The sequence below is a fragment of the Streptomyces sp. NPDC001530 genome, assembly GCF_042894545.1.
Taxonomy (GTDB): Bacteria; Actinomycetota; Actinomycetes; order Streptomycetales; family Streptomycetaceae; genus Streptomyces.
In genome coordinates this window covers 1-21,128 of sequence record NZ_JBIAVS010000015.1, presented here as the reverse complement: position 1 = coordinate 21,128, position 21,128 = coordinate 1, and the positions used below count along the sequence as shown (strand labels likewise).

Below are 21,128 nucleotides of genomic sequence, written 5' to 3'. Positions count from 1 at the left end.
CACGCCTTGTCCGCCCCGTGCCACCCTGGACCCATGCCCGAAGGAGATACCGTCTGGCAGACCGCGAGGCGACTGCACACAGCCCTCGCGGGCAAGGTGCTGACCCGCTCCGACCTGCGGGTGCCCAAGTACGCCACCGCCGACCTCACTGGTCGCGTCGTCCTGGACGTCACCCCGCGCGGCAAACACCTCCTCACCCGGATCGAGGGCGGGCTGACGCTGCACTCGCATCTGCGGATGGACGGCTCGTGGAAGGTGTACGCCACCGGCCAGCGCTGGAGCGGCGGCCCCGCGCATCAGATCCGGGTCATCCTCGGCACCGCGGACCGCACGGCCGTCGGCTACCGGCTCCCCGTACTGGAGTTGCTCCGCAGCACCGACGAGGACCGCGCCGTCGGCCACCTCGGCCCCGACCTCCTCGGCCCGGACTGGGACCCCGACAAAGCCCTGGAGAACCTTCTGCGCGACCCGGCCCGCCCCCTCGGCGAGGCCCTGCTCGACCAGCGCAATCTCGCCGGCATCGGCAACGTCTACAAGAGCGAACTGTGCTTCCTCCTCGGCGTCACCCCCTGGCTCCCCATCGGCGAGCTGCCCGCCCACCGCGCCGCCCAGCTGCCCGCCCTCGCCAAGAAGCTCCTCGAAGCCAACCGAGACCGTCCGGCCCGCAGCACCACGGGCCGCCGCGACCAGAACCTCTTCGTGTACGGCCGCACACCCCGCCCGTGCCTGCGCTGCCGCACCCCGATCCGTTCGGCGGACCAGGGCGACGGATCCCGCGAGCGCCCCACCTATTGGTGCCCGGCATGTCAGGCAGGGCCCACGCCGCCGGGCACCACCCCGCCGCGAGGCGCCGCCCAACGCCGTATGAGTCCCCGGCGCACGACTAATTGACGATCCGTCAGAAATCCTCGTACCGTCCCTTCATGCCCCTCAAGGCGTACGACCTCACCGGACGCACCGCATTCGTCACTGGCGCCGCCAGCGGCATCGGCCGCGCCTCGGCCGTTCTGTTCGCGGAGGCGGGCGCCGCCGTCCACTGCGCGGATCGCGACGCGCACGGCCTGCACGAGACGGCGACCCTGATCAAGGGCCAGGGCGGCACCGCGCACACCCACCCGCTGGACGTCACCGACCGCTCCCAGGTCCAGCAGGCCGTCGCATCCTGCGAACGCCTGGACGTCATGGCGGCGATCGCCGGGATCATGCACAGCAGCCCGGTCCTGGAGACCCGGGACGAGGACCTCGACCGGGTACTGAGCGTCAACTTCAAGGGCGTGCTGTACGCCTGCCAGGAAGCCGCCCGCCTCATGATCGCGAAGGGCATCCGCGGCACCATCATCACGATGGCGTCGGGTGCCGTCGACACCGGCGGCCCCGGCCTGCTCTGCTACGGCGCGGCGAAGGCGGCCGTCGTGCAACTGACGAAGACTCTGGCGACCGAGGTCGGCCCGCACGGCATCCGCGTCAACGCGGTCGCGCCCGGCTGGATCCGTACACCGATGACCGACCGCCACGGGGAGGCACAGGCGCAGACGGAGGCGTTCATGGCACGGCTGTCACCGCTGAGCCGGGTCGGTGAACCGGAGGACATCGCCCACGCCGTACTGCACCTGGCCTCGGACGCCTCGACGTTCACGACGGGCCAGATCCTCCGCCCCAACGGAGGGGTCGCCATGCCTTGGTAGCCCGTCATCCACGCGCCGTTGCCCCCAACCATGCACGCCGGCATTCCGCTCGCCCAGCGCTACCACCGCCCTCCCGCACCCCACGCGCCCGCACGCTACGACCGCCCTCCCGTGCGCCTCCAGCACCCCCCTACGCCCGGCTCCCCTACCGCCCGCCCTGCGTACGCCCCGCGCGCCCCGCACGCCCCGCGAGCCCATCACCCCCGCCCGGACTCCCGCCACCGATCCGGCCCCGCGGCCCCCACCGCCCGGGCCTTCGGCACGCAGTGCACCGGCAGCAGGCTCAGCCCCCACCCCCCGGCAGCGACCGCGCCCTCCAGCACCCCGGCATCGGGCACCAGCGCGAGCCGGAGCACGCTCCACCACCACAGCGCACCGAGGCCCAGTGCGGCCCCCCAGCGCACTATCCGCCCTGCCATGCCGCCCACCTCCAGCCCGACGCTAGACCGCGGCCCTCACGCACCGGCAGGGCGCACCAGCGGCACACAGGCGCACCATGGGCAGCACCCGAGGGCGGTCACCCGTTCTCCGCCTGGAACATCCAGTGGTGCTTCTCCAGGTCGGCAGTGATCCCGATGAAGATGTCCTGGCTCACCGGATCCGCCGCCCCGGTCGCCTGCACCCGCTCCCGCATGCGCGCGATCACCGCGCCCAGGGCGTCCACGAGGGTCTTCACGGCGTCGGTGTCCTTGACCCAGCCCTCGGGCGTCTTGCCGATGCCGCTGCTGGCGGCCACGGTCGCGGCCCGGCCGTCCGGCGGGACACCCAGCGTCGAGGCGCGCTCGGCCACGGTGTCGGAGTGCAGCCGCGCGCTGTCCACGACCTCGTCGAGCTGGAGGTGGATGGAGCGGAAGCGCGGTCCCACCACATTCCAGTGGACCTGCTTCGCCACGAGGGAGAGGTCCAACAGGTCGACCAGGGCGCCTTGCAGGGCCTCGGCCACGGTCTTCAGGTCCGCGTCGGACAAGGGGCTCTTCACGACGTACATCCGCATCCTCCGATGACGACGATCACGCGATGGCGACGACCGGGACGATCACGATGACCGCAACGACCGCAATGACCACGACGGCCACAACGCGCACGACGATCTCGGCGTCCAAGACGATCTCGACGTACTACCGGCATTCCGCTGGCCGGTCCCCGCCGTGTCCCTCCACCATGGCCGTCACACCGGATACCGGCAAATGGACCCATACAGGACACCCGCACAGCGCAAAAACCCCGGCCGCACTTCTCCAGGTCTCCCCGGAAAAGCCCCGGCCGGGGCTTCGCACAAGCATCCTCAACTCATGAGCAAGAGCTCGTGAGGGTCAGGCGGCGACGACGTCGACCGCCTCCGTAGGCGCCTTGATCGTGACCCGTTCCGGTGGCACACCGGTCACCGATACGGAATTGAGCATCGGGCGACGCACCGGTGCGGGCACCGGTTCGGTGGCCGCAGCCGACTGTGCCAGCTCGGCGAGGGCGAGCTCGTCGCTCACTTCCCGCATGAGCTCGGACATCCGTACGTCCAGCGCGTCGCAGATCGCGGAGAGCAGCTCGGAGGATGCCTCCTTCTGCCCCCGCTCCACCTCGGAGAGATAGCCGAGTGAAACTCGGGCGGACGAGGAGACTTCGCGCAGAGTACGGCCCTGGCGCTGGCGCTGCCGACGCAGCACGTCACCCAGCAGGCGACGGAGCAGAATCATCGGTGGCTCCCTCCTCGGACCGCGTAGCCGCATCCTTCACGCCCCACCGTACCGCCTTGCGCCGCGGCCGTGCGGGGAGCGATGTCGTGTTCACTCAGGGCTGCAAACATCAAAACCCCCCGTTCTGTTCCGTATCCTGTGCCCGCTCATTCCCGGTCTGTTCGCCCGCAAGCTCCTTCAGGAGCAGTACGAGTACGCTCCGTACACTCTCCATACGGATTTCCGCCCGGTCGCCGTTCAACCTCAGCGGTATCACTTTCCCGCCACCAGCGGCATAAGGAGATGCTTCAGAGGGCCCCTCGATGGCCACGAAGACGGTGCCGACCGGCTGTCCGTCCTGGGGCTCGGGACCGGCGACGCCCGTGGTCGCGATCCCCCAGTCCGCGCCGAGCGCCTTGCGCACGCCGACCGCCATCTGGGCCGCGACCTGCGGATCCACCGCGCCGCGCTCGGCCAGCAGAGTGGCGTCGACCCCGAGCAGCTGGTGCTTGAGCTCGGTGGCGTACGCGGTCACTGAGCCGCGGAAGGCCTTCGAGGCACCCGGCACCGCCGTGATCTCCGCGGCCACCAGACCACCGGTGAGCGACTCAGCGACGGCGAGCGTCTCGCCCCTCACTCTGAGTAGTCGCAGCACTTCGGCGGCCGTGGAACTCACCTCTCCGCCTCCTCGGCCGCCGCCTGCCGCTCGGCGATTCCGCGCCTGCGCAGCACAATGGCCTGTCTCACATAGTCGAGCCCGGTGACCACGGTCAGGACGACCGCCACGGCCATCACCCAGAACCTCAGAGTGGCCAGCCATCCCGTCAGCGCCAGGATGTACATCCCGACCGCCGTGCCCTGGGCCAGCGTCTTCATCTTGCCGCCGCGGCTCGCCGGGATGACCCCGTAGCGGATCACCAGGAAGCGCAGCAGGGTGATGCCGAGCTCACGCCCGAGGATCACTCCCGTCACCCACCAGGGCAGATCGCCGAGGTAGGACAGACAGATCAGGGCCGCGCCCATGATCGCCTTGTCGGCGATGGGGTCGGCGATCTTCCCGAAGTCGGTGACGAGGTTGTACGTGCGGGCCAGATGGCCGTCGAAGATGTCGGTGATCATGGCGACGGCGAAGGCCGCCCAGGCCCAGGCGCGCATGGCGGGGTCGTATCCGCCGTCGGCCAGCATCAGGGCCACGAAGCCCGGCACGAGGACGAGCCGGATCATGGTCAGGATGTTGGCGATGTTCCAGAGGCTGGCCTGGTTGACGGCCGCAGCGCCCAGCTTCCCGCCCCGAGCCGGCTTCGCGCCCCCCGGAGCACCGGATGCGCCAGGTGCCCCCGCCGCACCTTTCGCGCTGGGAGAGCCGCCCGCTGCGGATGCCGGGACTCCGGTCATCTGCCCGCCTCCTCAGTACACGGGAGCGAGCCCGGGAGCGGCTCGGCCACCAGGTCGACACCTTCCGTACCGACCACCTTGGCCTCGACGATACGGCCGACGGTCAGACCTGCGCCGCTCGTGAACAGCACCTGGCCGTCCGTCTCGGGCGCCTGGTGGGCGGCGCGGCCGACCGCGCCCTCCTCGTCGTCGATCGACTCGACGAGCACGTGCACGGTCTCGCCCACGCGCTCCTCCGCACGCTGCGCGACCAGTTCCTCGGCGAGCCGGGACACGCGCGCGAGGCGCTCGGCCACGACGTCCTCGTCGAGCTTGTTCTCGTACGTCGCCGCCTCGGTGCCCTCCTCGTCGGAGTACCCGAAGACGCCGATCGCGTCGAGGCGCGCGCCCGTGAGGAAGCGCTCCAGCTCCGCGAGATCGGCCTCGGTCTCGCCGGGGAAACCCACGATGAAGTTGGACCGCACACCGGCCTGCGGGGCCTTGGAGCGGATGGTGTCGAGCAGTTCCAGGAAGCGGTCGGTGTCGCCGAAGCGCCGCATCGCGCGCAGCACGTCGGGCGCGGAGTGCTGGAAGGACAGGTCGAAGTAGGGCGCGATGTTCGGCGTCGAGGTCAGGACGTCGATGAGTCCCGGGCGCATCTCGGCGGGCTGGAGATAGCTGACCCGCACGCGCTCGATGCCGTCGATCTCGGCCAGTTCGGGCAGCAGGGTCTCCAGGAGGCGGATGTCGCCCAGGTCCTTGCCGTACGAGGTGTTGTTCTCGGAGACCAGCATGATCTCCTTGACGCCCTGCTCGGCGAGCCAGCGGGTCTCGTTCAGTACGTCGCTGGGGCGGCGCGAGATGAACGAGCCGCGGAAGGACGGGATGGCGCAGAAGGAGCAGCGCCGGTCACAGCCGGAGGCGAGCTTCACCGAGGCGACGGGTGAGCCGTCCAGTCGGCGGCGCAGGGGTGCACGGGGGCCCGAGGCGGGCGCGAGTCCGTCCGGGAGGTCGACCGGGCCGTGCCCGGGCAGCGCGACCTCGGCGGCCGACTCCTGCCGCTCCGCGGGGCTGATCGGCAGCAGCTTGCGCCGGTCGCGCGGGGTGTGCGAGGCGTGAATGCCGCCGTTCAGGATGGTCTGGAGGCGGTCGGAGATGTCGGCGTAGTCGTCGAAACCGAGCACGCCGTCGGCCTCGGGCAGCGCTTCGGCGAGCTCCTTGCCGTACCGCTCGGCCATGCAGCCCACCGCCACGACGGCCTGGGTTCTGCCATGGCCCTTGAGGTCATTGGCTTCGAGGAGGGCGTCGACGGAGTCCTTCTTGGCGGCCTCGACGAAGCCACAGGTGTTGACGACGGCGACGTCCGCTTGCTCGGCGTCCTCCACAAGGTGCCAGCCGTCCGCCTCCAAGCGGCCTGCGAGCTCCTCCGAGTCCACCTCGTTACGGGCGCAGCCAAGGGTGACGAGTGCGACGGTACGGCGTTCAGGCATGGGCTCAAGACTACTTCGTCCCACTGACAGCCCACGTCGACGGGGTTGGCCGATCTTGGCCAACCCCGTACCTGCTTACCCCTTCGGACCGTTTACCCGACCTGGGGGTCGCCCTTCGTATACGTGAGGCGCTCGACCGCGCCGGGCTGGAAGTCGTCCTCGATCTTCTTGCCGTTCACATACAGCTGGATCGCGCCGGCGTCACCGAGGATGAGGTTGATCTTCGAGTTGTCCTGGAAAGTCTTGGAGTCGCCCTTCTTGAGCAGCCCGTCGAAGAGCATCCGGCCGTTGTGGTCCTTGGCCGAGATCCAGCTGCGCCCGTCCACGGCGCTGACCTGCACGGTCACCTTGTCCTGCGGGGCGGCCGCGATGGCGCTGTCGGACGGGTCCGGCTTCGGGTCGGCCGGCTTGGTGTCGGTCGGCTTGGCCACGGGCTTGCTGGTGGTCGGCGTGGACCCCTCGGCCACCTGCGTCTTCGTGCCGTCCCCGCTGTCGCTGCCCTTGACCACGGTGAACCCGACGAAGCCGATCACGGCGACGATCGCGGCGACCATGGCGGCGGTCCAGTTCGGCCCGCGCCGCTCGGGGCGGATGCGTTCCGCCTCGAAGAGCGGGGCCGCGGGCGTCGGTGCGGGGCGCCCACCGTGCTCGGCGTCGTACCGGGCGAGCAGCGGGGCCGGATCGAGGTGGACGGCACGGGCCAGGGTCCGGATGTGACCGCGCGCGTAGACGTCGCCGCCGCAAGGGGCGAAGTCGTCCTGCTCGATCGCCTGGACGATGGCGATGCGGACCCGGGTGGCGTTGCTGACGTCGTCGACGGTCAGCCCGGCTTCGACGCGTGCCTGCCGCAGGGCACGGCCGATCGAGAGCTGCTCGGCCTCGCGGTCGTCTTCGAACGGACGCTCGTCTTCAGGGAAGTTGCCGTCAGGGGAGTTGCCGATGGACACGGGGGCGCCTTTCGAGCGTGTAGCCACCTGTGCTGGAGGTTCAGTCTAGGGGGGGTACGAAAGGGTGGGGCAACCGGGCGGTAGGACTTTGTACGCCATCAGAATGGCCGGTCATCCCGATGTTGGGACATGGACGTGTCCCCTCGCTCAACTTGACGTACGACGAAGGGAAACGGTTGCTCGCCGATCACTTACGGGTGGGTCACGTTTGAATACTTTATTGCCGCCGACCCACCCGTCGCGTGACCGACCTGTCCCGATTTCCTTATGCTTCAGCTTCCCCACGAATCACGGCGAGCACTCCATCCAGCTCGTCGGCCTTCACAAGAACGTCACGCGCCTTGGAGCCCTCGCTGGGACCGACGACGCCGCGGGACTCCATGAGGTCCATCAGCCGTCCGGCCTTGGCGAATCCGACGCGCAGCTTGCGCTGGAGCATCGAGGTGGACCCGAACTGGGAGGTGACGACCAGTTCGGCGGCCGCGCACAGCAGGTCGAGGTCGTCGCCGATGTCCTCGTCGATCTCCTTCTTCTGCTTGGTGCCCACGGTGACGTCGTCCCGGAAGACCGGCGCCATCTGGTCCTTGCAGTGCTGGACGATGGCCGCGACCTCGTCCTCGGTGACGAAGGCGCCCTGCATGCGGGTGGGTTTGTTGGCGCCCATCGGCAGGAAGAGCCCGTCACCCTTGCCGATCAGTTTCTCGGCGCCCGGCTGGTCGAGGATGACGCGGCTGTCGGCGAGCGAGGAGGTGGCGAACGCAAGCCTGGAGGGCACGTTCGCCTTGATGAGACCGGTGACGACATCGACGGACGGCCGCTGCGTGGCGAGCACCAGGTGGATGCCGGCCGCGCGCGCGAGCTGCGTGATGCGCACGATGGCGTCCTCGACGTCGCGCGGCGCGACCATCATCAGGTCGGCGAGCTCGTCGACGATGACCAGCAGATACGGGTACGGCTGGAGCTCGCGCTCACTGCCCTCGGGCAGCTTCACCTTGCCGTTCCTGATGGCCTCGTTGAAGTCGTCGATGTGCCGGAAGCCGAACGCCGCGAGGTCGTCGTAGCGCAGATCCATCTCCCGTACGACCCACTGCAGCGCCTCGGCGGCCCGCTTCGGGTTGGTGATGATCGGCGTGATCAGGTGCGGGATGCCCTCGTACGCGGTCAGTTCGACCCGCTTGGGGTCGACGAGGACCATGCGGACGTCCTCGGGAGTCGCGCGGACCATGACCGACGTAATCAGGCAGTTAATGCACGAGGATTTACCGGAACCAGTGGCTCCGGCGACGAGGACGTGCGGCATCTTGGCGAGGTTGGCCATCACATAGCCGCCCTCGACGTCCTTGCCGAGCGCGACCAGCATGGGGTGGTCGTCCTCGGCGGCGTCCGCGAGGCGCAGCACGTCACCGAGATTGACCATCTCCCGGTCGGTGTTCGGGATCTCGATGCCGACCGCCGACTTGCCGGGGATCGGGCTGATGATCCGCACGTCGGGGCTGGCGACGGCGTACGCGATGTTCTTGGTGAGCGCCGTGATCCGCTCGACCTTCACGGCGGGGCCGAGCTCGACCTCGTAGCGCGTGACCGTCGGACCGCGTGTGAAGCCGGTGACGGCGGCGTCGACCTTGAACTCCATGAAGACGTTCTGGAGCGAGGCGACCACCGCGTCGTTGGCGGCGCTGCGCGTCTTGCCGGGGCCGCCGCGCTCCAGGAGGTCGAGCGACGGCAGGGCGTAGGTGATGTCGCCGGACAGCTGCAGTTGCTCGGCGCGCGGGGGCAGTTCGCGCGGCGCGTCGGGCGCGGCCTTGGTGAGGTCGGGCACGACGGACTCCACCGGCAGGGCTTCCTGCTTGGGCGGTTTGGTGCCCTTGGAGCGCGCGGCCGGTACCGGCGTCGTCTCCTCGTAGCCGTCGCGCTCCACGGTGACGCCCTGGGTCAGGTCGGCGACCAGCGGCGAGGGCGGCATGCCGTGCAGGACGGCACCGTCGAGGGCGGCAGCGGCGGCCGCGGCGACGTCCACCGCGTCCATCGGCCGGCTCATGTCGGGCTGCTGCACGGCGGGCCGCCTGGGGCGGCTCCGGCGCTTGGTGAGCGCCTCCTGCTCGGCGCTGTCCGGGTCGTACGCCTCAGGGGCGCGCGAGCGCTTCCGGGAGCGCGTGGGGAGCGCATCGCGCCACTGCTCGTCGTAGCGCTCGTCGTCCTGGCTGAGCTCGTCCTCGTCGACGTCGGCCTGGACGACACCCAGCTTCTGGCCGAGCAGCCGCAGCCGCTGCGGAATCGCGTTGACCGGGGTCGCCGTGACGACCAGCAGTCCGAAGATCGTGAGGAGCACCAGCAGCGGTACGGCCAGGACGTCGCCCATCGCGTACGTCAGCGGGGTGGACGCGCCCCAGCCGATGAGCCCGCCGGCGTCCCTTATCGCCTGCATGCCGTCGCTGCGCGCGGGCGCCCCGCACGCGATGTGGACCTGGCCGAGCACGCCGATCACGAGCGCGGACAGGCCGATCACGATGCGGCCGTTGGCCTCGGGCTTCTCGGGGTGCCGGATGAGCCGGGCCGCGATGACGCCGAGCAGTATCGGGACGAGCAGATCGAGGCGGCCGAAGGCGCCGGTCACCAGCATCTCGACGAGGTCGCCCACGGGGCCGCGCAGATTGGACCACGTACCCGCCGCGACGATCAGCGCGAGGCCGAGCAGCAGGAGCGCGACACCGTCCTTGCGGTGCGCCGGGTCGAGCCCCTTCGCGCCCCGCCCTATGCCGCGGAACATCGCGCCGACGGCGTGCGCGAAGCCCAGCCACACGGCGCGTACGAGTTTGTACACGCCCGCGGTCGGGTTGGGCGCCGGCGCGGGAGCGGGCTTCTTCGCCGCGGCTTTCTTGGCGGGCGCCTTCCTGGCGGCTGCCTTTTTCGCGGGGGCCTTCTTCGCCGGAGCCTTCGTCGGAGCGGCCGCCTTCTTCGCGGGCGGCTTCTTGGCTGCGGACTGACGTGAGGCCATGTGTGTGAGGTTACCGGTGGAGACGACAGCGGACACGTGTGCCTACTGCTTCACCCGTTCGTGTCGCCCCTGGCGGGTCAGGAAACTGACGCCGACTCACGCCGGACGCGCGACCCCAGCACCGTCCAACTCGTGCCGGATGCACAGCCCAGCACCATCCAACTCACGCCGGACCCGCGGCCCAGCACCATCCAACTCGTGCCGGACCCGCGGCCCAGGCACCGCCCGAGTCACGCCAGACGCACGGCCCAGCACCCCTTGGGGAAAGCTCAGTTCTGCGACGGCACCGACGGTGCCCCGCTCCCCGTGCCCGGCTCCAATGCGTCCAGTGCCCTGCGCAACCCGGTGAGTTTGCGTTCGAGATGGGCCGCGGTCGCCACTGCCGCCGCGTCGGCCGAGTCGTCGTCGAGCTGCTTGGACAGCGCCTCGGCCTGTTCCTCAACGGCCGCGAGCCGCGCAGAGAGTTCGGCGAGGAGTCCGGCGGGCTCCTTGCTCCCGCCGAGCGCCGCCTTGCCGCCGCCCTCCAACTGGAGCCGCAGCAGGGCCGCCTGCTCCCGGAGTTGGCAGTTCTTCATGTAGAGCTCGACGAACACGGAGACCTTGGCGCGCAGCACCCATGGGTCGAACGGCTTGGAGATGTAGTCCACCGCACCCGCCGCATACCCCCGGAAGGTGTGGTGCGGGCCGTGGTTGATGGCGGTGAGGAAGATGATCGGGATGTCCCGGGTCCGTTCTCGCCGCTTGATGTGCGCGGCGGTTTCGAAACCGTCCATGCCCGGCATCTGGACGTCCAGCAGAATGACCGCGAAGTCGTCCGTGAGTAGTGCTTTGAGCGCTTCCTCCCCGGACGATGCCCGCACCAGTGTCTGATCGAGCGCGGAGAGGATCGCCTCCAGCGCCAGCAGATTCTCCGGCCGGTCATCGACCAGGAGGATCTTGGCCTTCTGCACCATGGCCCGCCCTCCTCGCCCCGGCATGGGGCCTCCCCTGTCCGCAGGACTTGGGGAAGCACCGGGCGCCGCCCCAGGGGACGACTCCCTTGCGCCGCCCGTCCTTGTGCCGGTCATGGTAGCCGCACCCCGCCCGTCGCCACACCCTGTCACCGCGATGTCACTGTGCACGTAGCAGAAACGTAGCGGGAGACCAGAAGGTTCCCCGAATCCCGGACTTCTACACGGCTTCGGCCACAGTCAGTTATGCACCGCCGGGCCCGCCACGCCGCCGCTTCGGCACGCACGGCCCGACGGTCCGGTCGCTGACACCGCGTAGCGACCGGCTCGCCGGACGCGAGCTTGTCACTCCTCACGCATCCACCGCTCCATCACGGAGAGCAGGTGATCGGGATCGACCGGTTTCGTCACGTAGTCGGAAGCGCCCGACTCGATGGCCTTCTCCCGGTCGCCCTTCATCGCCTTCGCGGTGAGCGCGATGATCGGCAGCCCGGCGAACTGCGGCATCCGGCGAATCGCCGTCGTCGTGGCGTATCCATCCATCTCGGGCATCATGATGTCCATCAGGACGACCGTGACATCGTCGTGCTGCTCCAGGACCTCGATGCCCTCGCGGCCGTTCTCGGCGTACAGCACCGAAAGCCCGTGCTGCTCGAGGACGCTGGTCAGCGCGAACACGTTGCGGATGTCGTCGTCGACGATCAGCACCTTCTCGCCCTCGAACCGGATGCCGCGGTGCGCCTGCGGTGCCGCGTCCTGCTGGCCCGCGGCCGCCCACTGCTCCTGAGCGGCGCCCGTGGCGCCGTTGGGCTGCCCCGGCAGCGCGCTGCGCTGCTCGGCCGCGGACACCGCCCTGCGACGCCTCCTGAAGAGCGCGGCGGGCCCGTTCTGCGTCTCCTGGTACGACTTCACCTCGGCCGGCGTCTCGATGTCCGCCCCGGACAGCTCCGCCTCGGAGGCCAGCAGCTCCCCGGCCTCCAGAGCCGGCGCGAGCTGCCCGTAGCCCTGCGGCGGCAGTTCGCTCGGGTGCAGCGGCAAATACAGCGTGAAGGTGGAGCCGCGGCCCGGCTCGCTCTGCGCGTGGATCTCACCGCCCAGCAGCCGGGCGATCTCCCGCGAGATGGACAGCCCCAGACCCGTACCGCCGTACTTCCGGCTCGTCGTGCCGTCCGCCTGCTTGAAGGCCTCGAAAATGACCCGCATCTTGCTGGCCGCGATCCCGATGCCGGTGTCCGTCACGGAGAACGCGATCAGATCGGCGTCCGCGTCCCGCAGCGAACCGGACTCCAGGAGCTGCTCCCGGATGGCCACCGGCACGTCCGCCCCGGCGGGCCGGATCACCAACTCGACCGCTCCGGAGTCGGTGAACTTCACCGCGTTGGAGAGCAGGTTGCGCAGCACCTGGAGGAGCCGCTGTTCGTCGGTGTGCAGCGTGGCGGGCAGCTCCGGGGAGACCCGTACGGAGAAGTCGAGGCCCTTCTCTGCGGTCAGCGGACGGAAAGTGGCCTCTACGTAGTCGACGAGTTGGACGAGCGCGATGCGGGTCGGCGACACGTCCATCTTGCCCGCCTCGACCTTCGACAGGTCGAGGATGTCGTTGATCAGCTGGAGCAGATCGGAGCCGGCGCCGTGGATCGTCTCGGCGAACTCGACCTGCTTCGGGGTGAGGTTCGAGTCCGCGTTGTCGGCCAGCAACTTGGCGAGGATCAGCAGGGAGTTGAGCGGCGTACGCAGCTCGTGCGACATGTTCGCCAGGAACTCGCTCTTGTAGCGCATGGAGACCGCGAGCTGCTCGGCGCGCTCCTCCAGGACCTGCCGGGCCTCTTCGATCTCGGTGTTCTTGACCTCGATGTCGCGGTTCTGCTGGGCCAGCAGCTCGGCCTTCTCCTCCAGTTCCGCGTTGGAGTCCTGGAGGGCCTTCTGCCGGTTCTCCAACTCGGCCGAGCGCTCACGGAGTTGCTCGGTGAGCTCCTGCGACTGCTTGAGCAGCACCTCCGTCTTCGTGTTGACGGAGATGGTGTTCACGCTCGTCGCGATCATCTCGGCGATCTGGTTCAGGAAGTCCTTCTGGATCTGCGTGAACGGCGTGAACGACGCCAGCTCGATGACACCGAGCACGGTCCCCTCGAAGAGCACCGGGAGCACGATCACCTGCGCCGGGGGCGCCTCGCCGAGCCCGGACGAGATCTTCAGGTAGCCGCTCGGCGCGTTCTCCACGAGGATCGTGCGCTTCTCCTTGGCGGCCGTCCCGATCAGCGCCTCGCCGGGCCGGAACGACGTCGGCATGGAGCCCATCGAGTAGCCGTACGACCCGAGCATGCGCAGCTCGTACGCGTCCTCGTCCTCGGCGCCCGACTCCTTGCCGTCGATGAGCGGCATGGAGAGGAAGAACGCGCCGTGCTGTGCGGAGACGACGGGCGTCAGCTCGCTCATGATCAGCGAGGCCACGTCGTCGAGGTCGCGCCGCCCCTGCATCAGCGCCGAGATACGGGCGAGGTTGCCCTTGAGCCAGTCCTGCTCCTTGTTGGCGATCGTGGTGTCGCGCAGGTTGGCGATCATCTTGTTGATGTAGTCCTGAAGTTCCTGGATCTCGCCCGAGGCGTCCACGTCGATCTTCAGGTTGAGGTCGCCGCGGGTCACCGCGGTCGCCACGCGCGCGATGGCACGCACCTGCCGGGTCAGGTTCCCGGCCATCTCGTTCACCGACTCGGTGAGGTCGCGCCAGGTGCCGTCGACATCGCGTACGCGCGCCTGGCCGCCCAGCTGCCCCTCGGTACCCACCTCGCGGGCGACTCGGGTGACCTCCTCGGCGAACGACGACAGCTGGTCGACCATCGTGTTGATGGTGGTCTTCAGCTCCAGGATCTCGCCGCGGGCATCGATGTCGATCTTCTTGGTCAGGTCGCCCTTGGCGATGGCGGTGGTGACCATCGCGATGTTGCGCACCTGGCCGGTCAGGTTGGACGCCATGCCGTTCACGGACTCGGTGAGGTCCTTCCACGTACCGGCGACCCCCGGTACGTGCGCCTGCCCGCCGAGGATGCCGTCCGTGCCCACCTCGCGGGCCACCTTGGTGACCTGGTCGGCGAACGAACTCAGGGTCTTCACCATGGTGTTGAAGGTGTCGGCGAGCTGCGCGACCTCCCCGCGCGCCTCGATCGTCACCGTACGGGTCAGGTCGCCGTTGGCGACGGCCGCGGCGACCTGCGAGATGTTGCGCACCTGCATGGTCAGGTTGTTGGCCATCAGGTTGACGTTGTTGCTGAGGTCCTTCCAGATGCCCGTGACACCGGGCACGTGCGCCTGTCCGCCGAGGATGCCCTCGGTGCCCACCTCACGGGCCACCCGCGTCACCTGCTCGGCGAAGGACGACAGCTGGTCGACCATCGTGTTGACGGTGGTGACGAGTTCGAGAATCTCGCCCTTGGCGTCGACGGTGATCTTCTTCGACAGGTCGCCCTTGGCGACCGCGGTGGTGACCTCGGCGATGTTGCGCACCTGAATGGTCAGGTTGTTCGCCATGAAGTTCACGGACTGCGTGAGGTCCTTCCAGGTGCCGGAGACACCCTGCACCTCGGCCTGCCCGCCGAGCATGCCCTCCGTGCCCACCTCGCGGGCCACCCGCGTCACCTGCTCGGCGAAGTTCGAGAGCTGGTCCACCATCGTGTTGAGGGTGTTCTTCAGCTCCAGGATCTCGCCGCGCGCGTCCACGTCGATCTTCTGCGACAGGTCACCCCGGGCCACCGCGGTCGCGACCTGCGCGATGTTCCGTACCTGCGCGGTGAGGTTGCCGGCCATGCCGTTCACGGAGTCGGTCAGGTCGCGCCACACACCGGCGACGCCGGGCACCTGCGCCTGACCGCCGAGGCGGCCCTCCGTACCCACTTCGCGGGCCACCCGGGTCACCTGGTCGGCGAAGGCGGAGAGCTGGTCGACCATCGTGTTGATGGTGTTCTTCAGCTCCAGGATCTCGCCGCGCGCGTCCACGTCGATCTTCTGGGAGAGATCGCCCCGGGCCACCGCCGTGGTGACCTGGGCGATCTGCCGTACCTGTGAAGTCAGGTTCCCCGCCATGAAGTTGACGGAGTCGGTGAGTTCCTTCCACGTACCGGATACGCCGTCCACGCGGGCCTGACCGCCGAGGCGGCCCTCCGTACCCACGTCACGGGCCATCCGCGTCACCTGGTCGGCGAACGAGGACAGCTGATCCACCATGGTGTTCACGGTGTTCTTCAGCTGCAGCATCTCGCCGGAGACATCCACCGTGACCTTCTGCGACAGATCACCGTTGGCGACCGCCGTCGTCACCTGCGCGATGTTGCGCACCTGTCCGGTGAGGTTCCGGAACGCCGTGTTGACGGAGTCCGTCAGGTCCTTCCACGTCCCCGCCGCGCCCGGAACCTGTGCCTGGCCGCCCAGTTCACCCTCGACACCGATCTCGCGCGCCACCCGCGTGACCTCGTCGCCGAAGGACGACAGCTGATCGACCATCGTGTTGACGGTGTTCTTGAGCTCCAGCATCTCGCCGGCGACGTCGACGGTGACCTTCTGGGAGAGGTCACCGTTGGCCACGGCCGTGGTCACCGCGGCGATGTCGCGCACCTGGGTGGTGAGGTTCCGGAAGACCGTGTTGACGGAGTCCGTCAGGTCCTTCCACGTCCCCGCCGCGCCCGGCACGTTCGCCTGGCCGCCGAGCCGCCCCTCGCCGCCGACCTCGTTGGCCACGCGCGTGACCTCGTCGGCGAACGTCCGCAGTGTCTCGGTCATCTGGTTGATCGTCTCGGCGAGCTGCGCGACTTCACCGCGCGCGGAAACAGTCACCTTCTGCGACAGGTCACCACTCGCGACCGCCGTCGTCACCTGCGCGATACCCCGCACCTGGGCCGTAAGGTTTCCGGCCATCAGGTTCACCGAATCGGTGAGGTCCTTCCACACACCGGCCACACCGGGCACCTGCGCCTGGCCGCCGAGTTCGCCCTCGGTGCCCACCTCGCGCGCGACTCGCGTCACCTCGGAGGAGAAGGAGGACAGCTGGTCCACCATCGTGTTGACGGTGTTCTTGAGCTCCAGCATCTCGCCGGCCACGTGAACCGTGACCTTCCGGGACAAGTCACCCTTGGCGACCGCCGTCGTCACGAGAGCGATGTCACGTACCTGGGCCGTCAGCCGGTACGCCATGGTGTTGACCGAATCCGTGAGGTCCTTCCACGAACCGGACATTCCGCGCACCCGGGCCTGCCCGCCCAGCTTGCCCTCGGTGCCCACCTCACTGGCCACCCGCGTGACCTCGTCGGTGAACGTCGACAGCTGGTCGACCAGATTGTTGACCGTCCGCCCGACCTTGAGGAACTCCCCGCGCAGCGGATGTCCGTTGCCGTCCGCGGCCTGCGCCCGCAGCTCCATGCGCGGCGACAAGTCACCCTCGGCGACCGCGGACAGCACCCGGCCGACCTCGGAGACAGGCCGTACGAGATCGTCCACGAGCGCGTTCGAGGCGTCGATCGCGGCCGCCCAGGAGCCCTCGCAGGCACCCGTCTCCAGCCGCTCCGTGAGCTTTCCCTCACGCCCCACCATGCGCCGTACGCGCGACAGCTCGCCCGTCAGATGCAGATTGCGGTCGGCCACTTCATTGAAGACCGCCGCGATCTCGGACATCACACCGTCGCCGGAGACCGTGAGCCGCTTGCGGAAGTTCCCGTCCCGCATCGACACCAGGGCGGCCAGCAGCCGGTTCAGGACCGCCGTGTCCACCTCAGTGGTGCCATTGCGCGGTGTGCGCACGTTGTTCAGGGACTGTCCGCCTTTCGCGCGCGTGTTAGTGCCCCGCGTCGCTGCGCCAGACTCCACTGTGTCCCTCCCGCAAGGGTCGACCATTACTGCTCGGCGTACTCGGGTACTTCTGCTCGGCGTGCTGGAAGGCACTCAGCCTGCCCGGACCTTCTCCTGGAGCTTGCCCAGTGTTTCACCCTGGCTGAACCAGGCCATAACAGTTCGGCAGCTTCGCACATCGTCCGCACACCGTCCGGACGGAAAAGACCGCACCTCTTCGGACGGAAACACTGGTGACCGGCATCCGCATGGACGGCGAAGGTAAGTAACCTTGCATGCGGCTGTCCAGCCGTGCCGGTCCCGTCCGGCCTGGGCGGTGGCACGAGCACGAGCGGGCAGGCATCGGAGGGGCACCGCACCATGACCACCGGACTGCATCCTGGGGGACCCTCCCAGGATCCTCGGCCGACGGGGAACCACGCTTTGCCACAGCAGGAGCAGGTCGGCCACGGAACCCTGATCGCCGACAACCGGACAAGGAGTTCTGTGATCACCGCGCGCGCGGCCGCCAGTTTCGATCCCGTGGGGCGATCGGTCGCGACCGCCCGCTCCTTCGTCCGCGACACCCTCCAGGGCTGGGGCTTCGCCGACATCGTCGACGACGCCGTGGTCCTCACCAGCGAACTCGTCACCAACGCTGTCGTTCATGCGGGCACCTCCGCGGATGTCCTGTGTCTGCGCAGCGACGACGGCGTACGCATCGAGGTGGCGGACCGCTACCCGGAACGTGAAATTCCACTCCAGGCGACGGCTGTGAACATGGGCAGCCCCGACCGCGAGGGCGGCCGCGGCCTTCAACTCTGCGCGGCGCTGGCCGGCCGCTGGGGCGTCGAGTACACGCCCACCCACAAGCAGGTCTGGTTCCAGCTCCACCTCCCCGAGCGCCCGGTGGGCACCCGCGCCGCCGGCCCCTCCCTTCCCGCCGATCTCCTCCCCCTCGCCGATGGCCGCGTCCGCGTCGCGGTCGTCCAGATCGACCGCGCCGGCGCCATCAACGCCTGGAACGAGGACGCGGAGGAACTCTTCGGGTACGACGCCGAGCAGGTCACCGGCAAGCCCCTCACCGACCTCGCGGCCTGGCCGCACACCCCCGGCACCAGCACCGGCATCGCCGAGGCCCTCCAACTCTCGCGCTGGGAAGGCAGTTACGGCATCCGCGGCGCCAACGGCCGGGTAACTCCCGTCTACGCCTCACACCTCCGGGTCCGTGACACGGGCGGCGAACCCTCCACGGTCTGTCTCCTCGTACGCGACCACGAACGCGCCGTCCTGCAGACCCCGTTGCGCGTCTCGGCCACCGACACGACCACCAGCTCCGAAGGTCAGGCCTCCGACCCCTTCGAGGTCTTCATCGGCTCTCCGGCCCCCGACGACCTGGACGGCCTCCTCCAGCGCACGGTGGAGCGTGCCCGCGACATGCTCGACGGCGACTCCGCCTTCCTGCTCCTCGCGACCGACGACGAAACGGAGTTGGAGGTACGAGCCTCGACGGGCCTCCCCTCCGCCCGCCAGCGCTTCGCCCGCGTCCCCGTCGAGGCGGGCCCCGGCCGCTACGGCTCGGCCCGCATGCCCGCCGTGCACGAGGACCTGACGGTCGTCCCGGGCGCCGTCCCCCTCCTCAGCGGTACGGGCATGCGCTCGGTCGTCACGGTCCCGCTGAAGGTCGAGGGCCGCCTCACCGGCTCCCTCGGCGTCGCGGCCGAATCGCCCGGCCGATACTCCAACGAGGAGGCCCTGCGCCTGCAGTTCGCCGCCGACCGCATCGCACTGGCGGTGGAATCGGCCCGCCTGGGCGAGCTGGAACGCCTGCGCCGCGGCTCGCTGTCCTTCCTCGTGGAGGCCTCCGACCTCCTCGCCGGCACCCTGGACCGCGACCAGACACTGGCCCTCATGGCCCAGATGACGGTCCCGACCCTGGCCACCTGGTGCGCCGTCTACACGATCGCCGACCAGGCCTCGGATCCGTATCTCTCCTACGTCCTGCACGAGGACGAGGAACGCATCGACGGCCTCAAGGCGTTGCTGTCGAAGATCGCCCCACCGGACCCGGTCCCCACCCCGGGCGCCCGCGTCTGGTCGGCACCCGCCGAAGCGGCCCATGAGGCCGCCCTGCGCACCTCCATGCGCCGCCTGGGCCTGGGCGAGCCCGCGACGGTGACGTCCGGCATCGGTACGACACTGGCGACGGCCTCGGCGGTCGGCGGCGAGACGGTCGTACTCCCCCTGGTGGCCCGCAATCGCGTCATCGGCATGCTGACGCTCGGCAAGCCGTCGGACGAACACTTCCGCCAGGAAATCCTGGAGCTGGCCGAGGACTTGTCCCGCAGGGCCGCCCTGGCGCTCGACAACGCCCGCCTGTACTCGGAGCGCATGGCCATCAGCCAGTCCCTCCAGCGCAGCCTGCTGCCTCCGGAGCTCCCCCACATCGAGGGCGTCGAGGTCGAGGTCATCTACCGCGCCGCAGGCGAGGGCAACGAGGTCGGCGGCGACTTCTACGATCTCTTCCCGATCCGCGACGGCGCGTACGGCTTCGCCATCGGCGATGTCTGCGGTACGGGCCCGGAGGCGGCGGCGGTCACGGGCCTGGCCCGGCACGCGCTCAGGCTGCTGGCCCGCGAGGGCTACGGCGGCCCGGCCGTCCTGGAGCGCCTGAACTCCGCGATCCTCGACGAGGGCGCCCGCAGCCGCTTCCTGACGCTCCTGTACGGCGAGTTGTGGCCCCAGGAGGACGGCTCGGCGGTCCTGAAGGTGGTCTGCGCCGGCCACCCGCTCCCGCTGCGCCTGCGCCAGGACGGCACGGTCGAACCGGCCGCCGAACCCCAGCCGCTCCTCGGCGTCATGGAGGACCTGGAGCTGTACGAGCAGACGGTCACGCTGGATCCGGGCGACGTCCTGCTGTGCGTCACGGACGGCGTCACCGAACGCCGCGAGGGCACACGCATGTTGGGCGACGACGGCCTCACGGACGTCCTCACGACCTGCACGGGCCTCACGGCAGGCGCGGTCGCCGCCCGCATCATGCGCGCGGTCGAGCGCTTCGCCTCCGACGCCCCGTCCGACGACATGGCGATTCTGGCGATGCGGGTGCCGGGGCTCCACAAGGACTGATGAGGGCATGCAAAAGGCCCCCGCCCGATAGGGCGGGGGCCTTTCTGCTGGAGCCCCCAAACGGAATCGAACCGTTGACCTTCTCCTTACCATGGAGACGCTCTGCCGACTGAGCTATGGGGGCCAGTCGCCTTTTCGAGGTTTTCCTCGCGGCAACGGAATAGATCATACCCCGAACAGAAGCGTGCTCCCAACCGCGCTCGTTGGGTCAGAAGGCAGGCTGAAGCAGTCCACCGAGAGCGTTGCATGCAGAGACGATTCGCTGCATCTCCCGCTTCGTCAGCGACCCGTCCACGGGCAGCGCGAGGGTCTCGTCCGCGGCCCGCTCGGTCTCCGGAAGATGCACGTCCCGACGGAAAGCGGGCATGCGGTGCACGGGCGTCTTCACCGGCACCCGGCACTCAACTCCCCTGGCCCTCACGGCCCGTGCGAAGGCGTCCCGATCCGGCCGCCCATTGCCCGGCACCCGCACGACGTACTGCTGGTACGTGTGCCCGTCGCCGCCGTCGGGCGTCCGCACGCCATTCAACCGCCCGTCAAGGTAGGCGGCCCGCTCCCGGCGCTGCGCGATCTCGTCGTACGGCGCCTCGGACTCGCCCTGCTCCAGCACCAGAAGGCCATGCCGCTTCCCGACCTCCCGCAGCCGCACCATGTCGGCCGAGCGACCGAAGCGGTGCACGACAACCAGCGCCACCGACTGGGGAGTTACGACGGCGTCGACCGCGCCTGCGTCGAGACAGTACGTCGACGGGTCTATGTCGGCGAACACGGCCGTCGCGCCGGCCTGCGTCACGGCCTCGGCGACCTCGACGTTCCCGAACGCCGGCACGATGACCTCGTCACCGGCGCCGACACCCGCGGCCCTGAGCATTGCAGCAGTACCCATGCTGCGGATGCTGGTCGCGCAATGTGAACGCCAAGTGACGCAAAACAAAAAAGAGCTGGTCCCTGAACCGAAGTTCAGTGACCAGCTCTTTGAATAATTGTTCGGCGGCGTCCTACTCTCCCACAGGGTCCCCCCTGCAGTACCATCGGCGCTGTGAGGCTTAGCTTCCGGGTTCGGAATGTAACCGGGCGTTT

Annotated in this window: 14 protein-coding genes, 1 tRNA gene and 1 rRNA gene; 3 read left to right on the top strand and 13 right to left on the bottom strand. The window is 69.3% G+C overall.

Annotated features, from left to right (window positions below):
* Positions 1-33: 33 nt before the first annotated feature.
* Both ACFY0T_RS29500 and ACFY0T_RS29495 read left to right on the top strand, forming a co-directional pair.
* Complete coding sequence (locus ACFY0T_RS29500) at positions 34-891, top strand: Fpg/Nei family DNA glycosylase (RefSeq protein WP_388876904.1); 858 nt, start codon at positions 34-36, stop codon at positions 889-891.
* A gap of 32 nt (positions 892-923) precedes the next feature.
* Entirely contained in the window at positions 924-1,685 is a 762-nt protein-coding gene (locus ACFY0T_RS29495) for an SDR family NAD(P)-dependent oxidoreductase (protein WP_388876901.1), read from the top strand.
* A 197-nt stretch (positions 1,686-1,882) separates the two neighbouring features.
* Here ACFY0T_RS29495 and ACFY0T_RS29490 read toward each other — a convergent pair whose 3' ends face one another.
* The 10 genes from ACFY0T_RS29490 to ACFY0T_RS29445 form a co-directional block, all read right to left on the bottom strand.
* Positions 1,883-2,104, bottom strand: a complete 222-nt coding sequence (locus tag ACFY0T_RS29490; protein ID WP_388876898.1) for a hypothetical protein — start codon at positions 2,102-2,104, stop codon at positions 1,883-1,885.
* Positions 2,105-2,202: 98 nt separating this feature from the next.
* A complete protein-coding gene (locus ACFY0T_RS29485) occupies positions 2,203-2,673 on the bottom strand; it encodes a Dps family protein (protein WP_388877540.1) in 471 nt (156 codons plus the stop codon).
* A 325-nt stretch (positions 2,674-2,998) separates the two neighbouring features.
* Entirely contained in the window at positions 2,999-3,376 is a 378-nt protein-coding gene (locus tag ACFY0T_RS29480) for a helix-turn-helix domain-containing protein (protein WP_028802355.1), read from the bottom strand.
* A gap of 109 nt (positions 3,377-3,485) precedes the next feature.
* Positions 3,486-4,031: a CinA family protein gene (locus ACFY0T_RS29475; RefSeq protein ID WP_388876894.1), complete on the bottom strand. Its 546-nt coding sequence runs from the start codon at positions 4,029-4,031 to the stop codon at positions 3,486-3,488.
* Positions 4,028-4,750 (bottom strand): CDP-diacylglycerol--glycerol-3-phosphate 3-phosphatidyltransferase, encoded by a 723-nt coding sequence (pgsA, locus tag ACFY0T_RS29470; protein WP_388876891.1) that lies wholly within the window; start codon positions 4,748-4,750, stop codon positions 4,028-4,030. Before pgsA ends, ACFY0T_RS29475 begins: the two co-directional genes overlap by 4 nt.
* Positions 4,747-6,219 (bottom strand): 30S ribosomal protein S12 methylthiotransferase RimO, encoded by a 1,473-nt coding sequence (rimO, locus tag ACFY0T_RS29465; protein WP_388876888.1) that lies wholly within the window; start codon positions 6,217-6,219, stop codon positions 4,747-4,749. Before rimO ends, pgsA begins: the two co-directional genes overlap by 4 nt.
* A gap of 92 nt (positions 6,220-6,311) precedes the next feature.
* Positions 6,312-7,166: a helix-turn-helix domain-containing protein gene (locus ACFY0T_RS29460; protein ID WP_388876886.1), complete on the bottom strand. Its 855-nt coding sequence runs from the start codon at positions 7,164-7,166 to the stop codon at positions 6,312-6,314.
* A 265-nt stretch (positions 7,167-7,431) separates the two neighbouring features.
* Entirely contained in the window at positions 7,432-10,161 is a 2,730-nt protein-coding gene (locus ACFY0T_RS29455) for a DNA translocase FtsK (RefSeq protein WP_388876883.1), read from the bottom strand.
* A gap of 269 nt (positions 10,162-10,430) precedes the next feature.
* Positions 10,431-11,114, bottom strand: coding sequence for a two-component system response regulator (locus ACFY0T_RS29450; protein WP_388876880.1), 684 nt, complete (start codon positions 11,112-11,114; stop codon positions 10,431-10,433).
* A 342-nt stretch (positions 11,115-11,456) separates the two neighbouring features.
* A complete protein-coding gene (locus tag ACFY0T_RS29445; protein WP_388876877.1) occupies positions 11,457-16,958 on the bottom strand; it encodes a HAMP domain-containing protein in 5,502 nt (1,833 codons plus the stop codon).
* Positions 16,959-17,300: 342 nt separating this feature from the next.
* Here ACFY0T_RS29445 and ACFY0T_RS29440 point away from each other — a divergent pair, with 342 nt between their 5' ends.
* Entirely contained in the window at positions 17,301-20,048 is a 2,748-nt protein-coding gene (locus ACFY0T_RS29440) for a SpoIIE family protein phosphatase (protein ID WP_388876873.1), read from the top strand.
* A gap of 48 nt (positions 20,049-20,096) precedes the next feature.
* Here the strand turns inward: ACFY0T_RS29440 and ACFY0T_RS29435 are convergent.
* The 3 genes from ACFY0T_RS29435 to rrf form a co-directional block, all read right to left on the bottom strand.
* Positions 20,097-20,172, bottom strand: a tRNA-Thr gene (locus tag ACFY0T_RS29435).
* Positions 20,173-20,256: 84 nt separating this feature from the next.
* Positions 20,257-20,919: a DegT/DnrJ/EryC1/StrS family aminotransferase gene (locus ACFY0T_RS29430; RefSeq protein ID WP_388877537.1), complete on the bottom strand. Its 663-nt coding sequence runs from the start codon at positions 20,917-20,919 to the stop codon at positions 20,257-20,259.
* Positions 20,920-21,033: 114 nt separating this feature from the next.
* Positions 21,034-21,128 (bottom strand): 5S ribosomal RNA (rrf, locus tag ACFY0T_RS29425); the annotation flags it as partial.

Coding starts and splice junctions, on each gene's coding strand:
- ACFY0T_RS29485 (WP_388877540.1), bottom strand. CDS start 2,673: ATGTACGTCGTGAAGAGCCCCTTGTCCGACGCGGACCTGAAGACCGTG.
- ACFY0T_RS29480 (WP_028802355.1), bottom strand. CDS start 3,376: ATGATTCTGCTCCGTCGCCTGCTGGGTGACGTGCTGCGTCGGCAGCGC.
- ACFY0T_RS29450 (WP_388876880.1), bottom strand. CDS start 11,114: ATGGTGCAGAAGGCCAAGATCCTCCTGGTCGATGACCGGCCGGAGAAT.
- ACFY0T_RS29500 (WP_388876904.1), top strand. CDS start 34: ATGCCCGAAGGAGATACCGTCTGGCAGACCGCGAGGCGACTGCACACA.
- ACFY0T_RS29455 (WP_388876883.1), bottom strand. CDS start 10,161: ATGGCCTCACGTCAGTCCGCAGCCAAGAAGCCGCCCGCGAAGAAGGCG.
- ACFY0T_RS29490 (WP_388876898.1), bottom strand. CDS start 2,104: ATGGCAGGGCGGATAGTGCGCTGGGGGGCCGCACTGGGCCTCGGTGCG.
- pgsA (WP_388876891.1), bottom strand. CDS start 4,750: ATGACCGGAGTCCCGGCATCCGCAGCGGGCGGCTCTCCCAGCGCGAAA.
- rimO (WP_388876888.1), bottom strand. CDS start 6,219: ATGCCTGAACGCCGTACCGTCGCACTCGTCACCCTTGGCTGCGCCCGT.
- ACFY0T_RS29430 (WP_388877537.1), bottom strand. CDS start 20,919: ATGCTCAGGGCCGCGGGTGTCGGCGCCGGTGACGAGGTCATCGTGCCG.
- ACFY0T_RS29440 (WP_388876873.1), top strand. CDS start 17,301: ATGACCACCGGACTGCATCCTGGGGGACCCTCCCAGGATCCTCGGCCG.
- ACFY0T_RS29495 (WP_388876901.1), top strand. CDS start 924: ATGCCCCTCAAGGCGTACGACCTCACCGGACGCACCGCATTCGTCACT.